General features: G+C 38.2%; 19 protein-coding genes. 15 read left to right on the top strand and 4 right to left on the bottom strand.

Features of this window, described 5'->3' with window-relative positions; translation table 11 throughout:
• Window positions 1-703 precede the first annotated feature (703 nt).
• From PL11201_RS21630 to PL11201_RS21600, 7 genes are all read left to right on the top strand, one after another.
• A complete protein-coding gene (locus tag PL11201_RS21630; protein WP_079680907.1) occupies window positions 704-1222 on the top strand; it encodes a phycocyanin subunit beta in 519 nt (172 codons plus the stop codon).
• A 99-nt stretch (window positions 1223-1321) separates the two neighbouring features.
• Entirely contained in the window at window positions 1322-1810 is a 489-nt protein-coding gene (gene cpcA / locus PL11201_RS21625) for a phycocyanin subunit alpha (protein ID WP_079680906.1), read from the top strand.
• 162 nt (window positions 1811-1972) lie between these two features.
• A complete protein-coding gene (locus PL11201_RS21620) occupies window positions 1973-2788 on the top strand; it encodes a phycobilisome linker polypeptide (protein ID WP_079680905.1) in 816 nt (271 codons plus the stop codon).
• Window positions 2789-2970: 182 nt separating this feature from the next.
• Window positions 2971-3840: a phycobilisome linker polypeptide gene (locus PL11201_RS21615; protein WP_079680904.1), complete on the top strand. Its 870-nt coding sequence runs from the start codon at window positions 2971-2973 to the stop codon at window positions 3838-3840.
• Between the two features lie 81 nt (window positions 3841-3921).
• On the top strand, window positions 3922-4167 hold the full coding sequence (locus PL11201_RS21610) for a phycobilisome linker polypeptide (protein WP_079680903.1): 246 nt from the start codon (window positions 3922-3924) through the stop codon (window positions 4165-4167).
• Between the two features lie 174 nt (window positions 4168-4341).
• The gene (locus tag PL11201_RS21605; protein WP_079680902.1) at window positions 4342-5178 is read left to right on the top strand and encodes a HEAT repeat domain-containing protein; all 837 of its coding nucleotides are present in this window, start codon (window positions 4342-4344) and stop codon (window positions 5176-5178) included.
• Between the two features lie 24 nt (window positions 5179-5202).
• Window positions 5203-5829: a HEAT repeat domain-containing protein gene (locus PL11201_RS21600; RefSeq protein ID WP_079680901.1), complete on the top strand. Its 627-nt coding sequence runs from the start codon at window positions 5203-5205 to the stop codon at window positions 5827-5829.
• 185 nt (window positions 5830-6014) lie between these two features.
• On the opposite strand, the gene PL11201_RS27425 is transcribed toward PL11201_RS21600, so the two are convergent.
• The gene (locus tag PL11201_RS27425) at window positions 6015-6944 is read right to left on the bottom strand and encodes a M10 family metallopeptidase C-terminal domain-containing protein (RefSeq protein WP_079680900.1); all 930 of its coding nucleotides are present in this window, start codon (window positions 6942-6944) and stop codon (window positions 6015-6017) included.
• A 388-nt stretch (window positions 6945-7332) separates the two neighbouring features.
• Here PL11201_RS27425 and PL11201_RS21590 point away from each other — a divergent pair, with 388 nt between their 5' ends.
• The 5 genes from PL11201_RS21590 to PL11201_RS21570 all read left to right on the top strand — a co-directional run bounded on the left by PL11201_RS21590 (window position 7333) and on the right by PL11201_RS21570 (window position 11616).
• Window positions 7333-9183: an N-6 DNA methylase gene (locus PL11201_RS21590; protein WP_079681064.1), complete on the top strand. Its 1851-nt coding sequence runs from the start codon at window positions 7333-7335 to the stop codon at window positions 9181-9183.
• Window positions 9180-9407 carry a type II toxin-antitoxin system HicB family antitoxin gene (locus tag PL11201_RS21585; protein ID WP_079680899.1) on the top strand — a complete coding sequence of 76 codons (228 nt, stop codon included), beginning with the start codon at window positions 9180-9182 and terminating at the stop codon, window positions 9405-9407. The genes PL11201_RS21590 and PL11201_RS21585 overlap by 4 nt, the downstream gene beginning before the upstream one ends.
• Window positions 9400-10638, top strand: a complete 1239-nt coding sequence (locus tag PL11201_RS21580) for a type ISP restriction/modification enzyme (RefSeq protein ID WP_079680898.1) — start codon at window positions 9400-9402, stop codon at window positions 10636-10638. Before PL11201_RS21585 ends, PL11201_RS21580 begins: the two co-directional genes overlap by 8 nt.
• Window positions 10639-10751: 113 nt before the next feature.
• A complete protein-coding gene (locus PL11201_RS21575) occupies window positions 10752-10919 on the top strand; it encodes a type II toxin-antitoxin system HicB family antitoxin (protein ID WP_079680897.1) in 168 nt (55 codons plus the stop codon).
• Window positions 10920-11055: 136 nt separating this feature from the next.
• The gene (locus PL11201_RS21570; RefSeq protein WP_234996796.1) at window positions 11056-11616 is read left to right on the top strand and encodes a hypothetical protein; all 561 of its coding nucleotides are present in this window, start codon (window positions 11056-11058) and stop codon (window positions 11614-11616) included.
• On the opposite strand, the gene PL11201_RS21565 is transcribed toward PL11201_RS21570, so the two are convergent.
• Window positions 11600-11869, bottom strand: a complete 270-nt coding sequence (locus tag PL11201_RS21565) for an FmdB family zinc ribbon protein (protein WP_079680895.1) — start codon at window positions 11867-11869, stop codon at window positions 11600-11602. The genes PL11201_RS21570 and PL11201_RS21565 overlap by 17 nt on opposite strands.
• Window positions 11870-12495: 626 nt before the next feature.
• On the opposite strand from PL11201_RS21565, the gene PL11201_RS21560 reads away from it, so the two are divergent.
• Window positions 12496-13092 (top strand): hypothetical protein, encoded by a 597-nt coding sequence (locus PL11201_RS21560; RefSeq protein ID WP_079680894.1) that lies wholly within the window; start codon window positions 12496-12498, stop codon window positions 13090-13092.
• Between the two features lie 83 nt (window positions 13093-13175).
• On the top strand, window positions 13176-14777 hold the full coding sequence (locus tag PL11201_RS21555) for a tetratricopeptide repeat protein (RefSeq protein ID WP_144017846.1): 1602 nt from the start codon (window positions 13176-13178) through the stop codon (window positions 14775-14777).
• A 179-nt stretch (window positions 14778-14956) separates the two neighbouring features.
• Here the strand turns inward: PL11201_RS21555 and PL11201_RS21550 are convergent, their stop codons facing one another.
• Both PL11201_RS21550 and PL11201_RS21545 read right to left on the bottom strand, forming a co-directional pair.
• Window positions 14957-15343: a type II toxin-antitoxin system VapC family toxin gene (locus PL11201_RS21550; protein WP_079680892.1), complete on the bottom strand. Its 387-nt coding sequence runs from the start codon at window positions 15341-15343 to the stop codon at window positions 14957-14959.
• A gap of 2 nt (window positions 15344-15345) precedes the next feature.
• Window positions 15346-15576, bottom strand: a complete 231-nt coding sequence (locus PL11201_RS21545) for a type II toxin-antitoxin system Phd/YefM family antitoxin (protein ID WP_234996795.1) — start codon at window positions 15574-15576, stop codon at window positions 15346-15348.
• A 186-nt stretch (window positions 15577-15762) separates the two neighbouring features.
• Between PL11201_RS21545 and PL11201_RS21540 the strand changes: the two genes are divergently transcribed.
• On the top strand, window positions 15763-16257 hold the full coding sequence (locus PL11201_RS21540; protein WP_079680891.1) for a DUF29 domain-containing protein: 495 nt from the start codon (window positions 15763-15765) through the stop codon (window positions 16255-16257).
• Window positions 16258-16429 lie beyond the last annotated feature (172 nt).

Raw genomic sequence — 16429 nt, 5'->3', positions numbered from 1 at the left:
AGGATAGGGGGATGGTTCAACCACGCTCAGTATTCGATCACAAGTCAAAGGTGGAGATCAAGCCATCTTAAGTCTTGATTACCTCAACATTTAACTGGATTATGAACTGTAAAGAAATACTACGCAGGGTTGTCAAAATCTCCAAAATATTCAGTGGTCTGTGACTCAGAATTCAAGTATTCAAAATCATTAGTTATTTAAGTAAAAATACTTATTTCTATTCTGGGAAAATTAGAACTGTTACGGTTAAGCAAAATCCATCACCAGCCTAGACTATGATCTCCTAAAGGCTATTGTATTCAGTGATTCCAGGTTCTAGTAAGGTGAATATTTTCATAAAAATGAGTATTTTTACTTAAATAAAATCAAGGAGTTCTGATGGCAATCTTAATGAAAGATACAGTTCTTAACAAATTTTAACGCAACAAATTGCGATAGCGTTGTATAACTAATATCTGAAGGGCGAAGACAACAGCCAAATGTTAGTCTGCCGAAAATTGATTAACATTTGATTAAAAAAGTTTAATGTCCTTTCATACAATGATGTAGAATTTCTAAGGTTCCTCTAAGTCAGGCTAAGGTTATTCCCAAAAGGGTAACGGTAGCCAAACAAGAGAGACTCTCAGGAGTCAGGATCGGGGAGACCCATCATTTCACTCTAAAGCAAAAACAAAGTTAAGCAAGTCAAGTAGGAGATTAATCCATGTTTGATGCCTTTACCAAGGTGGTTTCTCAAGCTGATACCCGCGGCGAAATGTTAAGCACCGGCCAAATCGATGCTCTGAGCCAAATGGTTGCCGAAAGCAACAAGCGTTTAGATGCCGTTAACCGGATCACAGGTAACGCTTCCGCCATTGTTACCAATGCTGCTCGTGCTTTGTTTGATGAGCAATCCCAGTTGATTGCTCCTGGTGGTAATGCTTACACCAACCGTCGTATGGCTGCTTGCTTACGCGACATGGAAATTATTTTACGTTATGTCACCTACGCAATTTTTGCTGGAGATGCTAGCGTTCTTGATGATCGTTGCTTGAACGGTCTGCGTGAAACCTACTTAGCCTTGGGCGTTCCCGGTGCTTCCGTTGCCGTTGGCGTTGGCAAAATGAAAGATGCAGCTTTGGCTATCGTGAAAGATCCCGCAGGAGTTACTCCTGGAGATTGTAGTGCCCTGGCTTCTGAAATCGCCAGCTACTTCGACCGCGCCGCCGCTGCTGTCGCCTAATTTTTCAGAAATTAGATTTTCATAACTCCATAGAAGTCCGAATTAAAAGGCTTCAATCTGTACCTCAACTTTGTAAACCCATAGGGAGATAACTCAAGAATGAAAACCCCCCTGACTGAAGCAGTAACAACCGCCGATTCTCAAGGCCGTTTCCTGAGCAGCACTGAACTGCAAATCGCTTTCGGACGTTTCCGTCAAGCCAAAGCTGGTTTAGAAGCTGCCAAAGCTCTGAGCGCCAAATCTGACAGCCTGATCAGCGGTGCTGCCCAAGCAGTGTATAACAAATTTCCCTACACCACCTCATTGCAAGGGCCTAACTACGCTTCTACCGAGCGTGGTAAAGCCAAATGCGCTCGTGACATCGGTTACTACCTCCGTCAAGTCACCTACTGTTTAATTGCTGGTGGTACAGGGCCTTTGGATGAGTACCTGATTGCTGGTGTTGATGAAATCAACCGGACTTTTGAACTGTCTCCTAGCTGGTATGTGGAAGCTCTGAAATATATCAAAGCTAACCATGGTCTGACTGGCGACGCAGGTGTTGAAGCCAACTCCTACATCGACTATGCTATCAACGCTCTGAGCTAGACTTAGCGCGCTTGATGCTCCTAAGCGGTAAATAGCTGTTAGCAACTGGGTTAACGGTTGTTTAACGCTTAGGGGCATCTTTAGTTATTACCGTCGGTGTCTGAAATTAACAAAGTTTTTCTTTTTTGTCTGTTTTGAAAATCTCTTACGGAGCATAAGGATATGGTTGGCTTGCTTGAAGGTAGCCGACTTGGTATCCGGGCCTTTGAAGAAACAAAACCCGTAGAACTACGGCCCAACTACACGGAAGCAGACGTGCAAACCGTGATTGTGGCAGCATATCGTCAGGTGATGGGCAACGAACACCTGATGTCGCGGGAACGGCTCACTAGCGCGGAATCTTTACTGCGCCAAGGACAAATTACCGTTCGGGATTTTGTCAGAGCTATTGCTTTATCCGAGGTTTACCGGACTAAGTTTTTTTACTCTAATTCTCAAACTCGGTTTATTGAGTTAAATTACAAACATCTGCTCGGTCGCGCCCCTTACGATGAGTCGGAGATTGCGTTTCATGTCGATCTCTATAATCGTCAGGGCTATGAAGCGGAAATCAATTCTTACCTAGACTCCCAAGAATATCTGGATAATTTTGGGGAAAATATTGTTCCGTATTATCGGGGCTTTTCTACCCAGGATGGACAGAAAACCGTGGGTTTCAACCGCTTGTTTACCCTCTATCGTGGGTATGCCAGCAGCGATCGCGCTCAAAACCAAAAGCAAAGTCGCTTAACTTGGGAATTGGGCCGAAACTTGTCTTCTCCGATTCAAACCTCGGAGAATGGTCAAAGTCTAGCAGGTACGACGGGCGGGAGTCGTGGACAACTCTACCGCCTGAGCGTGATGCAAAAAGCAACACAGTCTCTGCCTCAAGTGCGCCGTACCCAAACTGAATATACCGTACCCTATGACCAACTGTCTACTCAGTTGCAGCGAATTCATCGCGCCGGGGGGCGGGTAATGAGAATTACTTTGGCATAATCTCATTAATTTTAACCTTAATGCCAGTTTGTGTCAGAGGAGTTGGAGTTTGGGCGGATTCTTAACCCGAGACCCCTAGACTTGATTCCTCTGACTAACAAACCTTTAATAGCGAATCAATGCACGCTACAATCGCAACTTGATTCTCGGTCATGTTCTTAAATGTAAGAGGAGGATTTTAGGTGGCCATTACAACAGCAGCATCTAGGCTAGGAACTACTGCGTTCCAAGAAACGCCTCGTGTTGAACTGCGACCAGATTGGACTCGGGACGATGCTCAACGGGTAATTCGTGCCGTTTATCGCCAACTGCTGGGTAACGATTATTTAATGAGTTCTGAGCGCCTGAAAAGTGCTGAATCTCTGTTGACCGATGGTAGCATCAGCGTGCGGGAGTTTGTCCGTTCCGTTGCTAAATCAGAACTGTACAAAACCAAGTTTTTCTACCCGAATTTCCAAACCCGTGTGATTGAACTCAATCACAAACATTTACTGGGTCGTGCTCCCTATGATGAATCCGAAGTGATTTTCCACTTGGATTTATACCAAAACCAAGGCTATGACGCTGATATTGATTCCTATATTGATTCAGTCGAATACCTGGAAAACTTTGGGGAAAATGTGGTTCCCTACTATCGCGCTTTTGAAGTTGAACGGGGACAAAGAACCGTTGGCTTTACTCGGATTTTCCGGTTATATCGCGGTTACGCCAATAGCGATCGCTCTCAAATAGAGGGTAATAGCTCTCGCTTGGCTAAAGAACTGGGTGAAAACAGCACTTCTCCAATTGTTGGCCCCTCGGGTGGTAGTGGAGGTTGGTCTTATCGTTCCTCCGGTCAAGGTGTGGTTCCCACTACGGGATTCAGTACAGGTGGAGTGTTAGGACAATCTGATCGTAGCTATCGGGTTGAAGTGGCTGGAATTAATCAGCGTCGATATCCTAAAGTGCGTCGCAGCAGCAAGTCCTTTATTGTTCCTTACGAACGCTTATCTCCTCTACTTCAGGAAATTCAACGCCAAGGTGGTAAAGTCGCCAGTATTACGCCTGTTTAGGACGTTTTTTTAAACAGGGGGCGCTGATCAGCAATCCCTGTTTATTGTTTTTGTACAACTTTATTAAATTAATTCAAAATAATGTTAGGTCAAGTTGCAGTAGGACAATCCTCCGCGTCTCCATCGGGAAGTCGCTTTTTTCGTTATGAAGTTGTGGGTTTACGTCAATCAGATGAAACCGACAAAACCGACTATTCTATTCGTTCTAGCGCCAGCCAATTCATTATTGTTCCTTACAACCGCATGAACCAAGAAATGCAGCGTTTAACGCGGCTGGGCGCGAAAATTGTCAGCATTCAACCTTTAACTTCTGATGCAGAAGAATAATTAGGTTTATCGAAATTCAAAACAGAATTTAACGATACGACAAACCTGTGTTTAATTCAAACATGAAGATTTGTAGCCAAGTATTTTATATCTAAAATACTTGGCTTTTTTTATTCTCGGATTGATTGCTAACTGCTATGATCAATAAGGTTGACAATAATAGACTTTGACATAATGCCAGATTTTGGTTCTGAATCAACAGAAAACAATACCACTCAAGAGGAAGAATCTTTAACCATTGAACAGGCGATCGCCAATCTTTGCCATGAAGAACTCGGACGTCGCTATTATGCGGCTTGGTGGTTAGGACGTTTTCGAGTTAATGAACCTGCGGCGGTAGATGCCTTGATTTTAGCTTTAAAGGATGAATCCGATCGCACCGAAGAAGGCGGTTATCCCCTACGCAGAAATGCGGCTAGAGCTTTAGGAAAACTAGGAGATAGGCGAGCAGTTTCGGCATTAATTGAATGTTTAGACTGTGCTGATGTTTATGTGCGAGAAGCCGCAGCACAATCCTTAGAACAATTAGGGGATGAGCGTTGTATTCCGGCTTTAATAAAATTATTAGCCGGGGGATTAGAAGTCGCTCAATTTGTGCAGGGAAAACCCTATTTAGTTCAACCCTATGATGCTATTTTAGAAGCATTAGGCAGTTTAAAAGCCACCGTTGCAATTCCGTTTGTTCAACCCTTTGTAGAGCATTTTGTTCCTAAAGTTAAGTATGCGGCATTGAGGGCAATGTATCAATTAACCGGAGAACAGGGCTATGGAGAACAGTTAATAGAGGCTTTAAAAGGGAAGGATTTAACCTTACGTCGCACCGCTTTAATGGACTTAGGGGCAATTGGATATTTACCCGGGGCAAAAGCGATCGCCCAAACCTTAGCAGAAAATAGTTTAAAATTAATAGCCTTAAAAGGAGTTTTAGAACATCAATTAAGCGATACTTATGATTTAATTTTGTCTGAATCAGCAATTGAAGTCATGGAATTAATGGATTCTTTGTTATAAAAAATATTAGCTAATAGTAAAAATATGACTGTACAAACATTAATTCAAGATGTGGAAAAAGCCGATTCTGCTACTGCTTTATTAGATGCTGTTTCTGCTTTGGCTCAGGCTAATTCTGTGGAAGCAATTCCGACATTAATTACGGTTTTAGGCTATAATAATCCTGGGGCTGCGGTGGCTGCGGTGGATGGATTAACTCAGTTGGGTGAACCTGCGGTTATCCCTTTATTAGAACAATTAGATGGTTACAATTATGGGGCAAGGGCTTGGGCTGTTCGTGCCTTATCAGGGATTGGTGATCCTCGTGGTTTAGAGGTTTTATTAGAATCCGCCGGAAGTGATTTTGCTTTGAGTGTTCGTCGGGCTGCCACCAGAGGATTAGGGACTATTCGCTGGGATAAATTACCTTCTGAACAACTTGCTGATGCTCAATTTGAAACTTTAAAAATATTACAAAAAACCGTAGAAGATCCCGAATGGATTGTTAGATATGCGGGTATTTTTGGGTTAGAGGGTTTAGCAATAGCTATTCAGAAAACGCAACCAGAATGGTTTAATAAAATTCAAGAACAGTTACAACAATTAGAAAATATTGATGAAGTTCTAGCAGTTAGAGCTAGGGCAAAATGGGCAATTCAAAAATTAGCATAACATGAATATTTTAAATATTAGATGACCCCCTAGATCCCCTTTTTAATCGGGAATATGTAGCCAACATTTACGAATTGCATATTAGACCTCTTGCAAAAGTTATTCAAACCATCATTAGAATAAACGGAATAATGCAGGTTTTAGTTAGTGTTGCAAGAGGTCTGAACATCGGGAGATAAAAATAGTTAACCCAGAGTAAAATCGGAAATATTAATGCTTGTAGATACCGCTCCTTTAAAGATAGCTAAAACTTTTCCCGTATCCCCAATATTGACGATAGTATCATTAGCATAAACACCAGTACCTTGAACAATATTTACATTAGAAATATTCTCAATACCTTTGAGCAAAATACGATCAGTTCCTGGCTGAAAATCCATAATAACATCTGCAAAATCAGCGTTAGGATAGCTAAATTTACCTGTCAATACAAAGGTGTCAACGCCAGCGCCACCAGTGAGAATATCTTTCCCACCACCCCCATCTAATAAATCATTACCGTCGCCACCATCTAAGGAATCAAGTCCTCGTCCTCCTAACAGGATATCGTCCCCAGAATTTCCCACAAGGACATCATTTCCTCGATAACCTGTTAAATAATCATTTCCGGTAGTTCCCGTCAAAATATCATCTTGATTGGGAGGCAATAGCGGATTATTAGTTTGTCCGTTATTCCCTTGATTGGGAGGCAATGGCGGATTATTAGTTTGTTCGTTATTCCCTTGATTTGGAGGCAATAGCGGATTATTAGTTTGTCCGTTATTCCCTTGATTGGGAGGCAATGGCAGATTATTAGTTTGTTCGTTAGTTTCCTGATTTGGAGGCAATGGCGGATTATTAGGTTGTTCGTTAGTTTCCTGATTCGGAGGCAATGGCGGATTATTAGGTTGTTCGTTAGTTTCCTGATTTGGAGGCAATAGTGGATTATTAGGTTGTTCGTTAGTTCCCTGATTCGGAGGCAATAGTGGATTATTAGGTTGTTCGTTAGTTCCCTGATTCGGAGGTAATGGCGGATTATTAGCTGGTTTGTTATTCCCTTGATTATTGGGAACATTTCCCTGAATCGGCGAATTTTGGGGATTTTTGAGAAGTGTTGATTCTGTGTCGATAGCCATAGTAAAATCTCCCTTAATTAAGTTTTTGAGTTAAGTTGCTAGTTACTTTTTTTATTTGAACCACTCGAACAACACCCCCAAATCCAGGGATTGCTACTTTGAAATTTTGGGTTAGCTCTAACTAACAACTTACCTTGTGTAATATTAACGGTTATGAAAATTACAAGAATAATGCTGTTTGGATTACAATTTTGTAATTTTACAGCTTTTGGCCATTCCCTTGCCAAATATAATGACTTTCCACCTCAACAGTTAAACCAATAATTGCGATAGTTTCTTCCCAACCCGATGCTAATTAGTTCTTCTTTCTATTATAGATCATTTTATCGAAAGAATGAAAATTTTATGAGAACATATAAAAACTAGGATTAATTTGGGAATGATTAGCATGAATTTTGAAAATTATTTGCGATCGCTTCACAAAAATTTACAACGAGGAAGTGAACGCACCCACTATCCTACTTTAAAAACCTTATTAGATCATCCTTCAGAACAAATTGAAGCCAGTATTGAAGAAAAAGGAAATAAAGCTGGAATACCTGATTTTACGGTTAGAAAAAGCGAGTTATTAATTGGATATGTAGAAGCCAAAGATTTAGGAATAGATTTATCAATCGTCGAAAAAACAGAACAGTTAGAACGTTATCGAGAATCCCATATTGGGGCTAACTTAATTTTAACAAATTATTTAGAATTTCGTTGGTATATTAACGGGAAACTGCGCTTAAAAACAGTTTTAGGAGAACAAGTTAATCATCAGATTCAACTAATTGATTCTGAACCGACAAATCAATTAATTCAAGGATTTCTGAACTATCAGGGTGAAATGATTAATAACCCTGAAGACTTAGCAAAACAGATGGCACGATTGACAAAAGCCATTCGTTATGCAGTTATAGAAGCCTTAAAATTAGAAACAGAAACCGGACAACTGCATCAACTTCAAAAGGGATTTCAAGAGGTTTTATTACCGAATTTAGAACCATCTACTTTTGCAGATATGTATGCTCAAACTGTCGCCTATGGTTTATTTACAGCTAGAGTTAGTCATGCTCAAAACCCTCAAAATTATGCGTTTGAACGGCGCACAGCCGGGTTATATATTCCCGATACCAACCCGTTTTTAAAGCGGTTATTTAATACCGTTGTTGATACGGATGCGCTTTCTCAAATTAATTGGGCTGTTGACGATTTAGTCCAGCTTTTAGCCCAAGTTAATATGACGAATATTTTAGAAGATTTTGGCAAAAATACCCGACAGGAAGATCCGGTTGTACATTTTTATGAAACCTTTCTAGCGGCTTATGATGCCGCCTTACGGAAAAGTAGAGGAGTTTATTATACACCGGAACCTGTGGTATCTTTTATCGTGCGTTCAGTGGATTTAATTCTGAAAAATCGGTTTAATTTAGCGTTAGGTTTGGCAGATTATAGTAAAGATAAAACCACCCAGCAGCCGAGGGTACAAATTCTTGATCCGGCAACGGGAACCGGAACATTTCTCTATACTGTGGTGAATCAAATTTACCAAAATTTAGAGGAAATGGGGTTAGGAAGTAGTTGGAATGATTATGTTAAGGATCATTTATTTAATCGTTTATATGGATTTGAATTGTTAATGGCTCCCTATGCGATCGCCCATTTAAAATTAGGATTACAATTGCAAAATTATGGTTATCAATTTAAAGATAAACAACGGTTAGGAATTTATTTAACTAATACCTTAGATGAAGCGTTAAAAAAATCCGATATATTATTTGGTCAATATGTTGCCCAAGAAGCCAATGAAGCCGCAGCAATTAAGCGAGATTTTCCGGTTATGATAGTCATAGGTAATCCCCCTTATTCGGGGCATTCTGCCAATAACAGTGAATGGATATCAGAATTAATTAAAGACTATTATTATGTAGATGGTGTACCATTGGGAGAACGTAACCCGAAATACTTACAAGATGATTATGTTAAGTTTATTCGGTTTGGACAATGGCGAATTGACCGTACAGGTTCGGGAATTTTAGCATTTATTACCAATCATGGTTATCTGGATAATCCTACTTTTCGAGGGATGAGACAAAGTTTAGAGAAAACCTTTGATGAAATCTATATAATAGATTTACATGGTAATAGTAAGAAAAAAGAAGTGACTCCCAATGGTTTACCCGATAAAAATGTATTTGATATTCAGCAGGGAGTTGCAGTTTGTTTTATGATTAAATATGCCCAGGAGAAAACAAGATGATCCGAGCCCCAAAATTTACAGCTATCATTGAGCGTGAAGGTGATGGTTATGTTGCTTTATGCCCAGAACTAGATATTGCTAGTCAAGGTGATTCTATTGAAGATGCAAGAAATAATTTGATTGAAGCTTTAGAATTGTTTTTTGAAGAAGCTGATCCCTCAGAAGTACAAAATCGCTTACGTTCAGAAGTGTTTGTGACTCAATTGGAGGTAGCAAATGACTAAATATTATCATGTTGATATTTGGGGTTCACGAGAATATAAGTATAGTTATCTTAATGAAAATGATTTTACTACAATTGAGTGGAAAGAAATTTTTCCTACTTCACCTTTTTATCTTTTTATTCCTCAAAATCAAGATTTATTAGTAGAATATAACCAAGGCTGGAAAATTACTGATATAATGCCCGTTAATTCAAGTGGTATTAAAACCCATCGAGATCACTTCGCTTTAGATTTTGATGCTGATGTACTTCAAAAACGGATAGAAGATTTTATAAACTTAAATATTACCGATGATGTTATTGCTCAAAAATATAATATCAATGATACCAATGAATGGAAAATAAAAGAAAGTAGATATTTATTGGCAAATAATTGTGAATGGGAAAAATATTTTACCCATTGTCTTTATCGCCCTTTTGATTGGAGAAATTATTATCATCATCAAAATATATCAGAAAGACCTAGAAATGAAGTAATGCGACATCTAATTAATATAAATCATCAAAATTTAGCTATAGCTATAGGTCGTCAAGGACAAGCAGTAGATGATCCAGAATGGAGTTTAGTTACAGTTTCCAAAACCTCTGTAGATACAAATATCTTTAGACGTGGCGGTGTTAATATTTTTCCTCTCTACATTTACCCCGATATCGAAAACGATCAATACAACTTATTTACGGAACGTAATTCTAACTTTTCTCCTAACTTCCTGAGTGAAATTAAAGCAAAATTAGGATATATTCCCACCCCGGAACAGATATTTTATTATGCTTATGCCATTTTCCATAGTCCCACCTATCGTCAACGATATGCAGAATATTTAAAAATAGATTTTCCTCGCTTACCCCTAACCAGCAATGAGCAATTATTTAAAAATTTAGCCCAAAAAGGCGAAGAATTAGTTAAATTACACTTAATGGAATCTCAACAACTTAATCGTTTAATTACCAAATATCAAGGCGAAGGAGATAACAGCGTTACAGAAGTAACTTATAAACCGCAACAACAACGAGTTTATATTAATAAAACCCGTTATTTTGAAGGGATACTGCCGGAAATTTGGGGATTTAAAATTGGCGGGTATCAAGTGTTAGATAAATGGTTAAAAGATCGTAAAAAAGCTAATCGTAGTTTATCGTTTGATGATGTTTTGCATTATCAAAAAATTGTGATCGCGTTAACAGCAACTTTAACTATTATGAAAGAGATTGATCAAATTATTCCTGAATAGCCGATTCAATAAAACTGATTTAATTCAAAATCCGATCTATAATAACTAATGAGTTAAACAATTCCCTCTAACTCAACATTTTTGATGGTTAAATATCACCAGGAAAAAACCTTATGAAATGGCGTGTTATTTTAGAACCTGACCCTGAAACCGGAGATTGGGCTGTTTGGTGTCCAGAGTTACCCGGTTGTGTTTCCGCAGGTGAAACGGAAGCAGAAGCTTTAGAAAATATTCGAGAAGCGATCGGAATTTACCTCTCGGTACCTTACGCAATATTATGATCAATGCTGATATTCCAGAAACAGAATGGAAAACTGAGTAGAATAATTTTGATGCAGTAAACCGCTTGCGGTGAATTCCTTTTCCTCCCTATAGCAAGATAGCAAGATTGCCTGCTACAATATTGATACCAAGGAGGTGATTTTTCTGTTTGCTGTAGACTTTCCCTTTAGGGATGAAGAACCGCGTAAATCTCAGGTCATAATGCCGATAGAAGATCCTTGGAGCCTTTCTAGCTCGGTCAAACCTGCTGATTTACTCAAATATTATGGCTTTGAATTAGCAGACCAGACCCCGGAACAAATTATTGATCGGTGGCAAAAAAAATATGATCCAGATTGGTTTTTACCCGCTATTTTAGAATCTTTATATCAGGGACGCTATAAAGCTATTTCTGTGGAACATATCTTAGTTTATTGGCAAAGACGAGGACAAAAAATTCATCATTTTACTCCAGAATTTGAACGTTTAATTTGTCATCGTTTTCCCCCAAATTTATTACTAGGGAGTCAAAATAAAGATACATCAATAACAGAGCAAAACCTTAAACTATCTGAAAACAATGAATTAGAACCGAATCAAACCGATAAATTATCCCTAAAACATCCTGATTTTTACAAGAAGTTAAAGGGATTCATGGATGATACAGAAAAGGAAAAAGGTAAACATCAATCTAGTTCAGTTAATCCGAAGCCGTGACATTTTCATAAACTCCCTGATCTCGTTTGACTAACTTCGTAAATCCGGCGTTCTTGTAATCGGCATTAGAAGTAGGAATAGATAGCATCGGCGCACTCAGCACCCGACGAACTGGAGCATCTTTAGGAGTATCTCCCAGGTCACAGTTGGCTAACTGACAAACTTCACCCCAGGTAGTGATCTCTTGGGTCAAGGAGTGCATCACTTCTACTGTTTGGTTGTTGCTGGGACAGAAATAATCGTAGATTGGCATAGTGGGACTTAAACAAAAATAAGGGTGGAAATATTTGACTTTTAATGACTTGATCTCTATCTAATTGTAATTAAACTATATATACAGCCCTTCTGTACCCGTCATAACTGAGAGTACAGGGATGCCGTATATAGTACGGTAAGTTGGTAGGATTATTTTACTATGTAGACCGTCTCATAGATTCCAAAGAATGTCAGGCTTTAGGTGATCGCAATTTGTGGGAACTGAAGTTGGAGCAGCAGGACTTAGGGAGAGCCACTACTTTGACTCAGGGCGGGATGTGAATACTGCGATCACGGCTAATAGCATTGACTTTGGTTTAGTGGGGTCTGTTGCGGCGCTATACTTCATTCGATACCCGCAGATTCGGTAAAAAACCCGGTTTCTTTAGTCGGAGTCCTTAAGCCTTGACTAATTCAAGCTGATTGGGTATTTTTCTTCAGATAGCATTTTGCTGTTATCATAAAAGGATTATTGCTTTTGTTATAAACATTGAAAAATAAATTACTATTGCCTATTGCCCATTGCCTATTGCCTTGAATTAGTATTAATTTAGTATACCATATTAACTGCAATCAAAAGTGTTAAACAAACTGTCAGATATAGCTGTAAATGAGGATTAATCCATGAGTGATTTTAAACCAACTCCCGAAACAAATATGACAACTACTCAACTTTTAGACCGCTATCAACTCCATGATGCGAATACCCTAAAAACTTGGGCAAGTTTGCATGGAATTTGTCAACAGGATGATCTATTTGCTCCTGCAGAAGTCAATTTAATTGATCATGTTCATCATCATATTTATAATTTGGGAATGACCATTGACGAGTATCAAAATTTCTTAAATCATCGTCTCAATCGAGTCCAAGCTACGGTAGAAGTTCAGCCACCTATTATTGATCAAAATCCCGTTTCTGATCAGATCATAACCGACGCTTCGCAGGCCGTAGAATCCTTAATGGAACAGTATTCTGAAGCCATAGAATTCATGGGGGAAAAGATTGCAGATCACTTCATTGACGAATTAGACTTATCCGTAATGCGTCATCTGGCGAAAAAAGTCAAAGAACGTCAATTATTAAATGGTCAAGTACCTAAACCCAATCGTTTTTTAAGAACTATTCAAGCGGTATTAAAACCGAAAAACAGTCCTTTATTAACCTCTCCTTCCCCTGAAGAAAGCACCGTTCAAATGGAAAGTAATCACCGTTTAGGTTGATTAGAAAGTAGATAGTAGTTTAGGTTGATGGTTAACCCTTAACCTTCAACCCAAACCCTCAACCCTTGACTCAAACTGACCCAATGGACTCATCTTTAAATCCCAAGACTTTTGTTAAATATTTATATCAACAGGCTAATTATTATTTAGCACATCAACAGGTTGATCAAGCACTTTCTGTTTGTTTGGCGGCTCTTAATTTAGATCCAGACTATGCACCCATTTCTAAAATGTTAGGGGTGATTTGGCAAGTGCAAGAGGATTTTGAACAGGCGGAATTTTGGTATCGGAAAGCCCTGAAACTACAGCCAAACTATGCAGAAGTTTATGGAAATTTAGGAGATATTTATAGTCAAAAACAAGACTGGGAAACGGCAATTTTTAATTATCGAAAAGCGATAGAATGTAATCCTAATCTGGCGGTAGTTTATCTAAATTTAGCCAAGGTTTTGATGGAAATTGATCAACAGTATGAAGGGGAGGAACTCTGGTATAAAGCCTTGCATTTAGAACCAAGTTTAGGGACATTTACTGACTATTTAAACCTGGGAAATCGAATGTTTCAAAAACGGGAAATCAATCCAGCAATTTTTTGTTATCAAAATGCCATTCAAGCTAACCCAAATGGGTATGAACCCTATCATAATTTAGGAGAGGTTTATATGCAACTCCAACAGTGGGATAAGGCTATTCAATTTTATAGTCAAGCTGTGGAGAGGAATAATCAAATGTTTGCTTCCTATCTGGGTTTAGGGAATGCGAATAAACAATTAAACAAATGGGAAAATGCAATTCATTGTTACCAGCGAGCCATAGAATTAAGTCCCACAGCCTATTTACCCCGTTTTCAAATTGCGGAAATCAAGCTTAAATTACAACAATGGGATGAGGCGATCGCTTGTTATCAAGATGCGTTAAAATTAGAATATAAAAATCCGTTTATCTACTTATCTTTAAGTCGAGCTTATAGTTATCAAAAACAATGGGAAGAAGCGATCGCAGCTTCTCAAAAAGCCCTACTATTAAGTCCTAATTTACCCCATGCTCATACCCATTTAGGTAACTTTTTATCGGAAATCGGGGAATTAGAAACCGCCATCCAAGCCCATCAAAAATCCCATCATTTAAGGGGATGGAATTCTAGTCTGGAGAAAGATTATCGTTTTACCAAAGATTGGTTTAGCGTTAATATTCCCAACTGGGAAAAAGCCCTATCTGCTTTTGCTGACTGTCCTGAAATTCAAGGCTTAGAAATCGGTAGTTTTCAAGGGATGTCAGCTTGTTGGTTACTTGATCATATTTTAACCCATGCTACGGCAAAAATAACCTGTATCGATTTAAGTTTTAAACCGGAATTTGATCTAAATATCACTAAAACCGGAGTAGCCGAAAAAGTCACCAAATTAGAAGGATATTCCCAAGAAATCTTAGCAACCCTAACTCATAATACCTACAATTTTGTTTATATTGATGGCTGTCATTTAGCCTCGGTGGTCTTACAGGATGCTTTGCTTTCTTGGAATTTACTTAAACCGGGAGGAATTATGATTTTTGATGATTATGAATATCGAGATCCTGAACACCCTGAAGAAGATACGGGTAAAGGAATTGATCAATTTCTTAAAACCATCTCTCAACCCGTCAAAATTCTGTATCAAGCCTATCAATTAATTATTCAGAAATGAGGAAACAGGAAAACTCGCCCCTACAAACTCACAATTTTCCGAGTTTAGATTTGAGAGAGTAACTCCGTACAATTATTGAATTAAAAATTGCGATCGCCTTTCTTCTATTAATCGTTGAAAAAGGGCGATCGCTCTTTTTTAATTTAATTTATAGAAAAGTGATCGCTATGCACAAATGCCTACTCTAATCTGTGAATTGGGTATAAATTAAATATAGAATCTTGACTAATAATAGAAATATTTTCAACAATACTTTGTGCAATTAATAATCGATCAAAGGGATCTTTATGATAAAAAGGTAATTGACAAACCAAGTTTAAATGACTCAGTTTAATTTCTAGTAAATTAAAATCTTCTAGCTGGAGTTTTTCTGCTATATAGTCCTCTAATGATACCGATAAAGCTAGTTTTCCTTGACTTTGCTTAATTGCCATCTCCCAAACACTTGCCACACTAATATATTTGATGTTGTTTATATCTTCAATTAAATTTCGCGCCCTCCCATTGAGTTTTTCATTCCCTGAGAAAAACCAAATTAGTGCATGGGTATCTAATAAAACTTGCATTTCTAATCTTGAAATTCTTCTAAAGGATCATCAAAATCATCAGTAATAGAAATAATTCCTTTATCTGTTCCAAATAAAGCAGGACGTTGAGATTGTTTTTGCTGAAATAAAACCAATTTTAACAAAGGTTTTTTATTTTCTGTAATAATAATTTCTTCTCCATTTAAAGCTAAATCAAATAATTCGGAAATTTGGGAAATTGCCTGTGTAATTTCTATGGAAGACATAGCCATCTAGTCGAACTCTATTATTTACTGATTATAGCAGAGAATTTATATTTTCTCCTCGTACTTTTTGTTCCCTGGTAAAACCTAGAAGTGAAAAAAGATGTGTTCGCTTTTTTATTGAAGTTGCGATCGCCCAATTTGACACCTATTTTAAAAAACAATATAATTCCTTCTATCCTCTGAATTAATATTATGGATATAAAACAGAGCGCATCCTTTCAAAAAAGCTCCTCTCTTTATGAACAAGACTTTTATGGATGGACACAGCAACAAGCTAAACTACTACGGGAAGGCGCATTAGATCACCTTGATATGATCAATTTGGCTGAGGAGATTCAATCTTTGGGAAAACAACAAAAGCAAGAGTTAAAAAACCGTTTAGGAATCTTACTCGGTCATTTACTCAAGTGGCAGTTTCAACCCAATAAACGCTCTAAAAGTTGGTTTGTGACCCTGCGCGAACAACGCCGAGAGATTGGCTATTTATTAACAGAAAATCCCAGTTTAAAACCCTATCTTCCTGAAGCATTACACAAAGGTTATCAAAGTGGCATTGACTTAGCTGTACGCGAAACCTCCCTGAATGATCAAGATTTTCCCACAGAATGTCCCTATACCCTAGACAAAGTTTTAGACACTAGCTTCTTCCCTGGAGAACCTTCCGATCACTTTCAGAACCAGAAATAGATCTGAAAGATATCGGAATAGGAGTAGACTAATTTAGACTCACTCTATAATTTTAGCTTAAATCTATAAAAATAAGCAGGTTATTGTTAACAAATCCTTGAATTGATCAACTATTCCTATCTCTTGTCTTCAGACTTTGCTAGACTAATTTTAATCAAAGTCAATAGTTGAA

The organism is Planktothrix sp. PCC 11201 (assembly GCF_900009135.1).
Classification (GTDB): Bacteria; Cyanobacteriota; Cyanobacteriia; order Cyanobacteriales; family Microcoleaceae; genus Planktothrix.
This window is presented reverse-complemented; position numbering and strand designations above follow the sequence as displayed.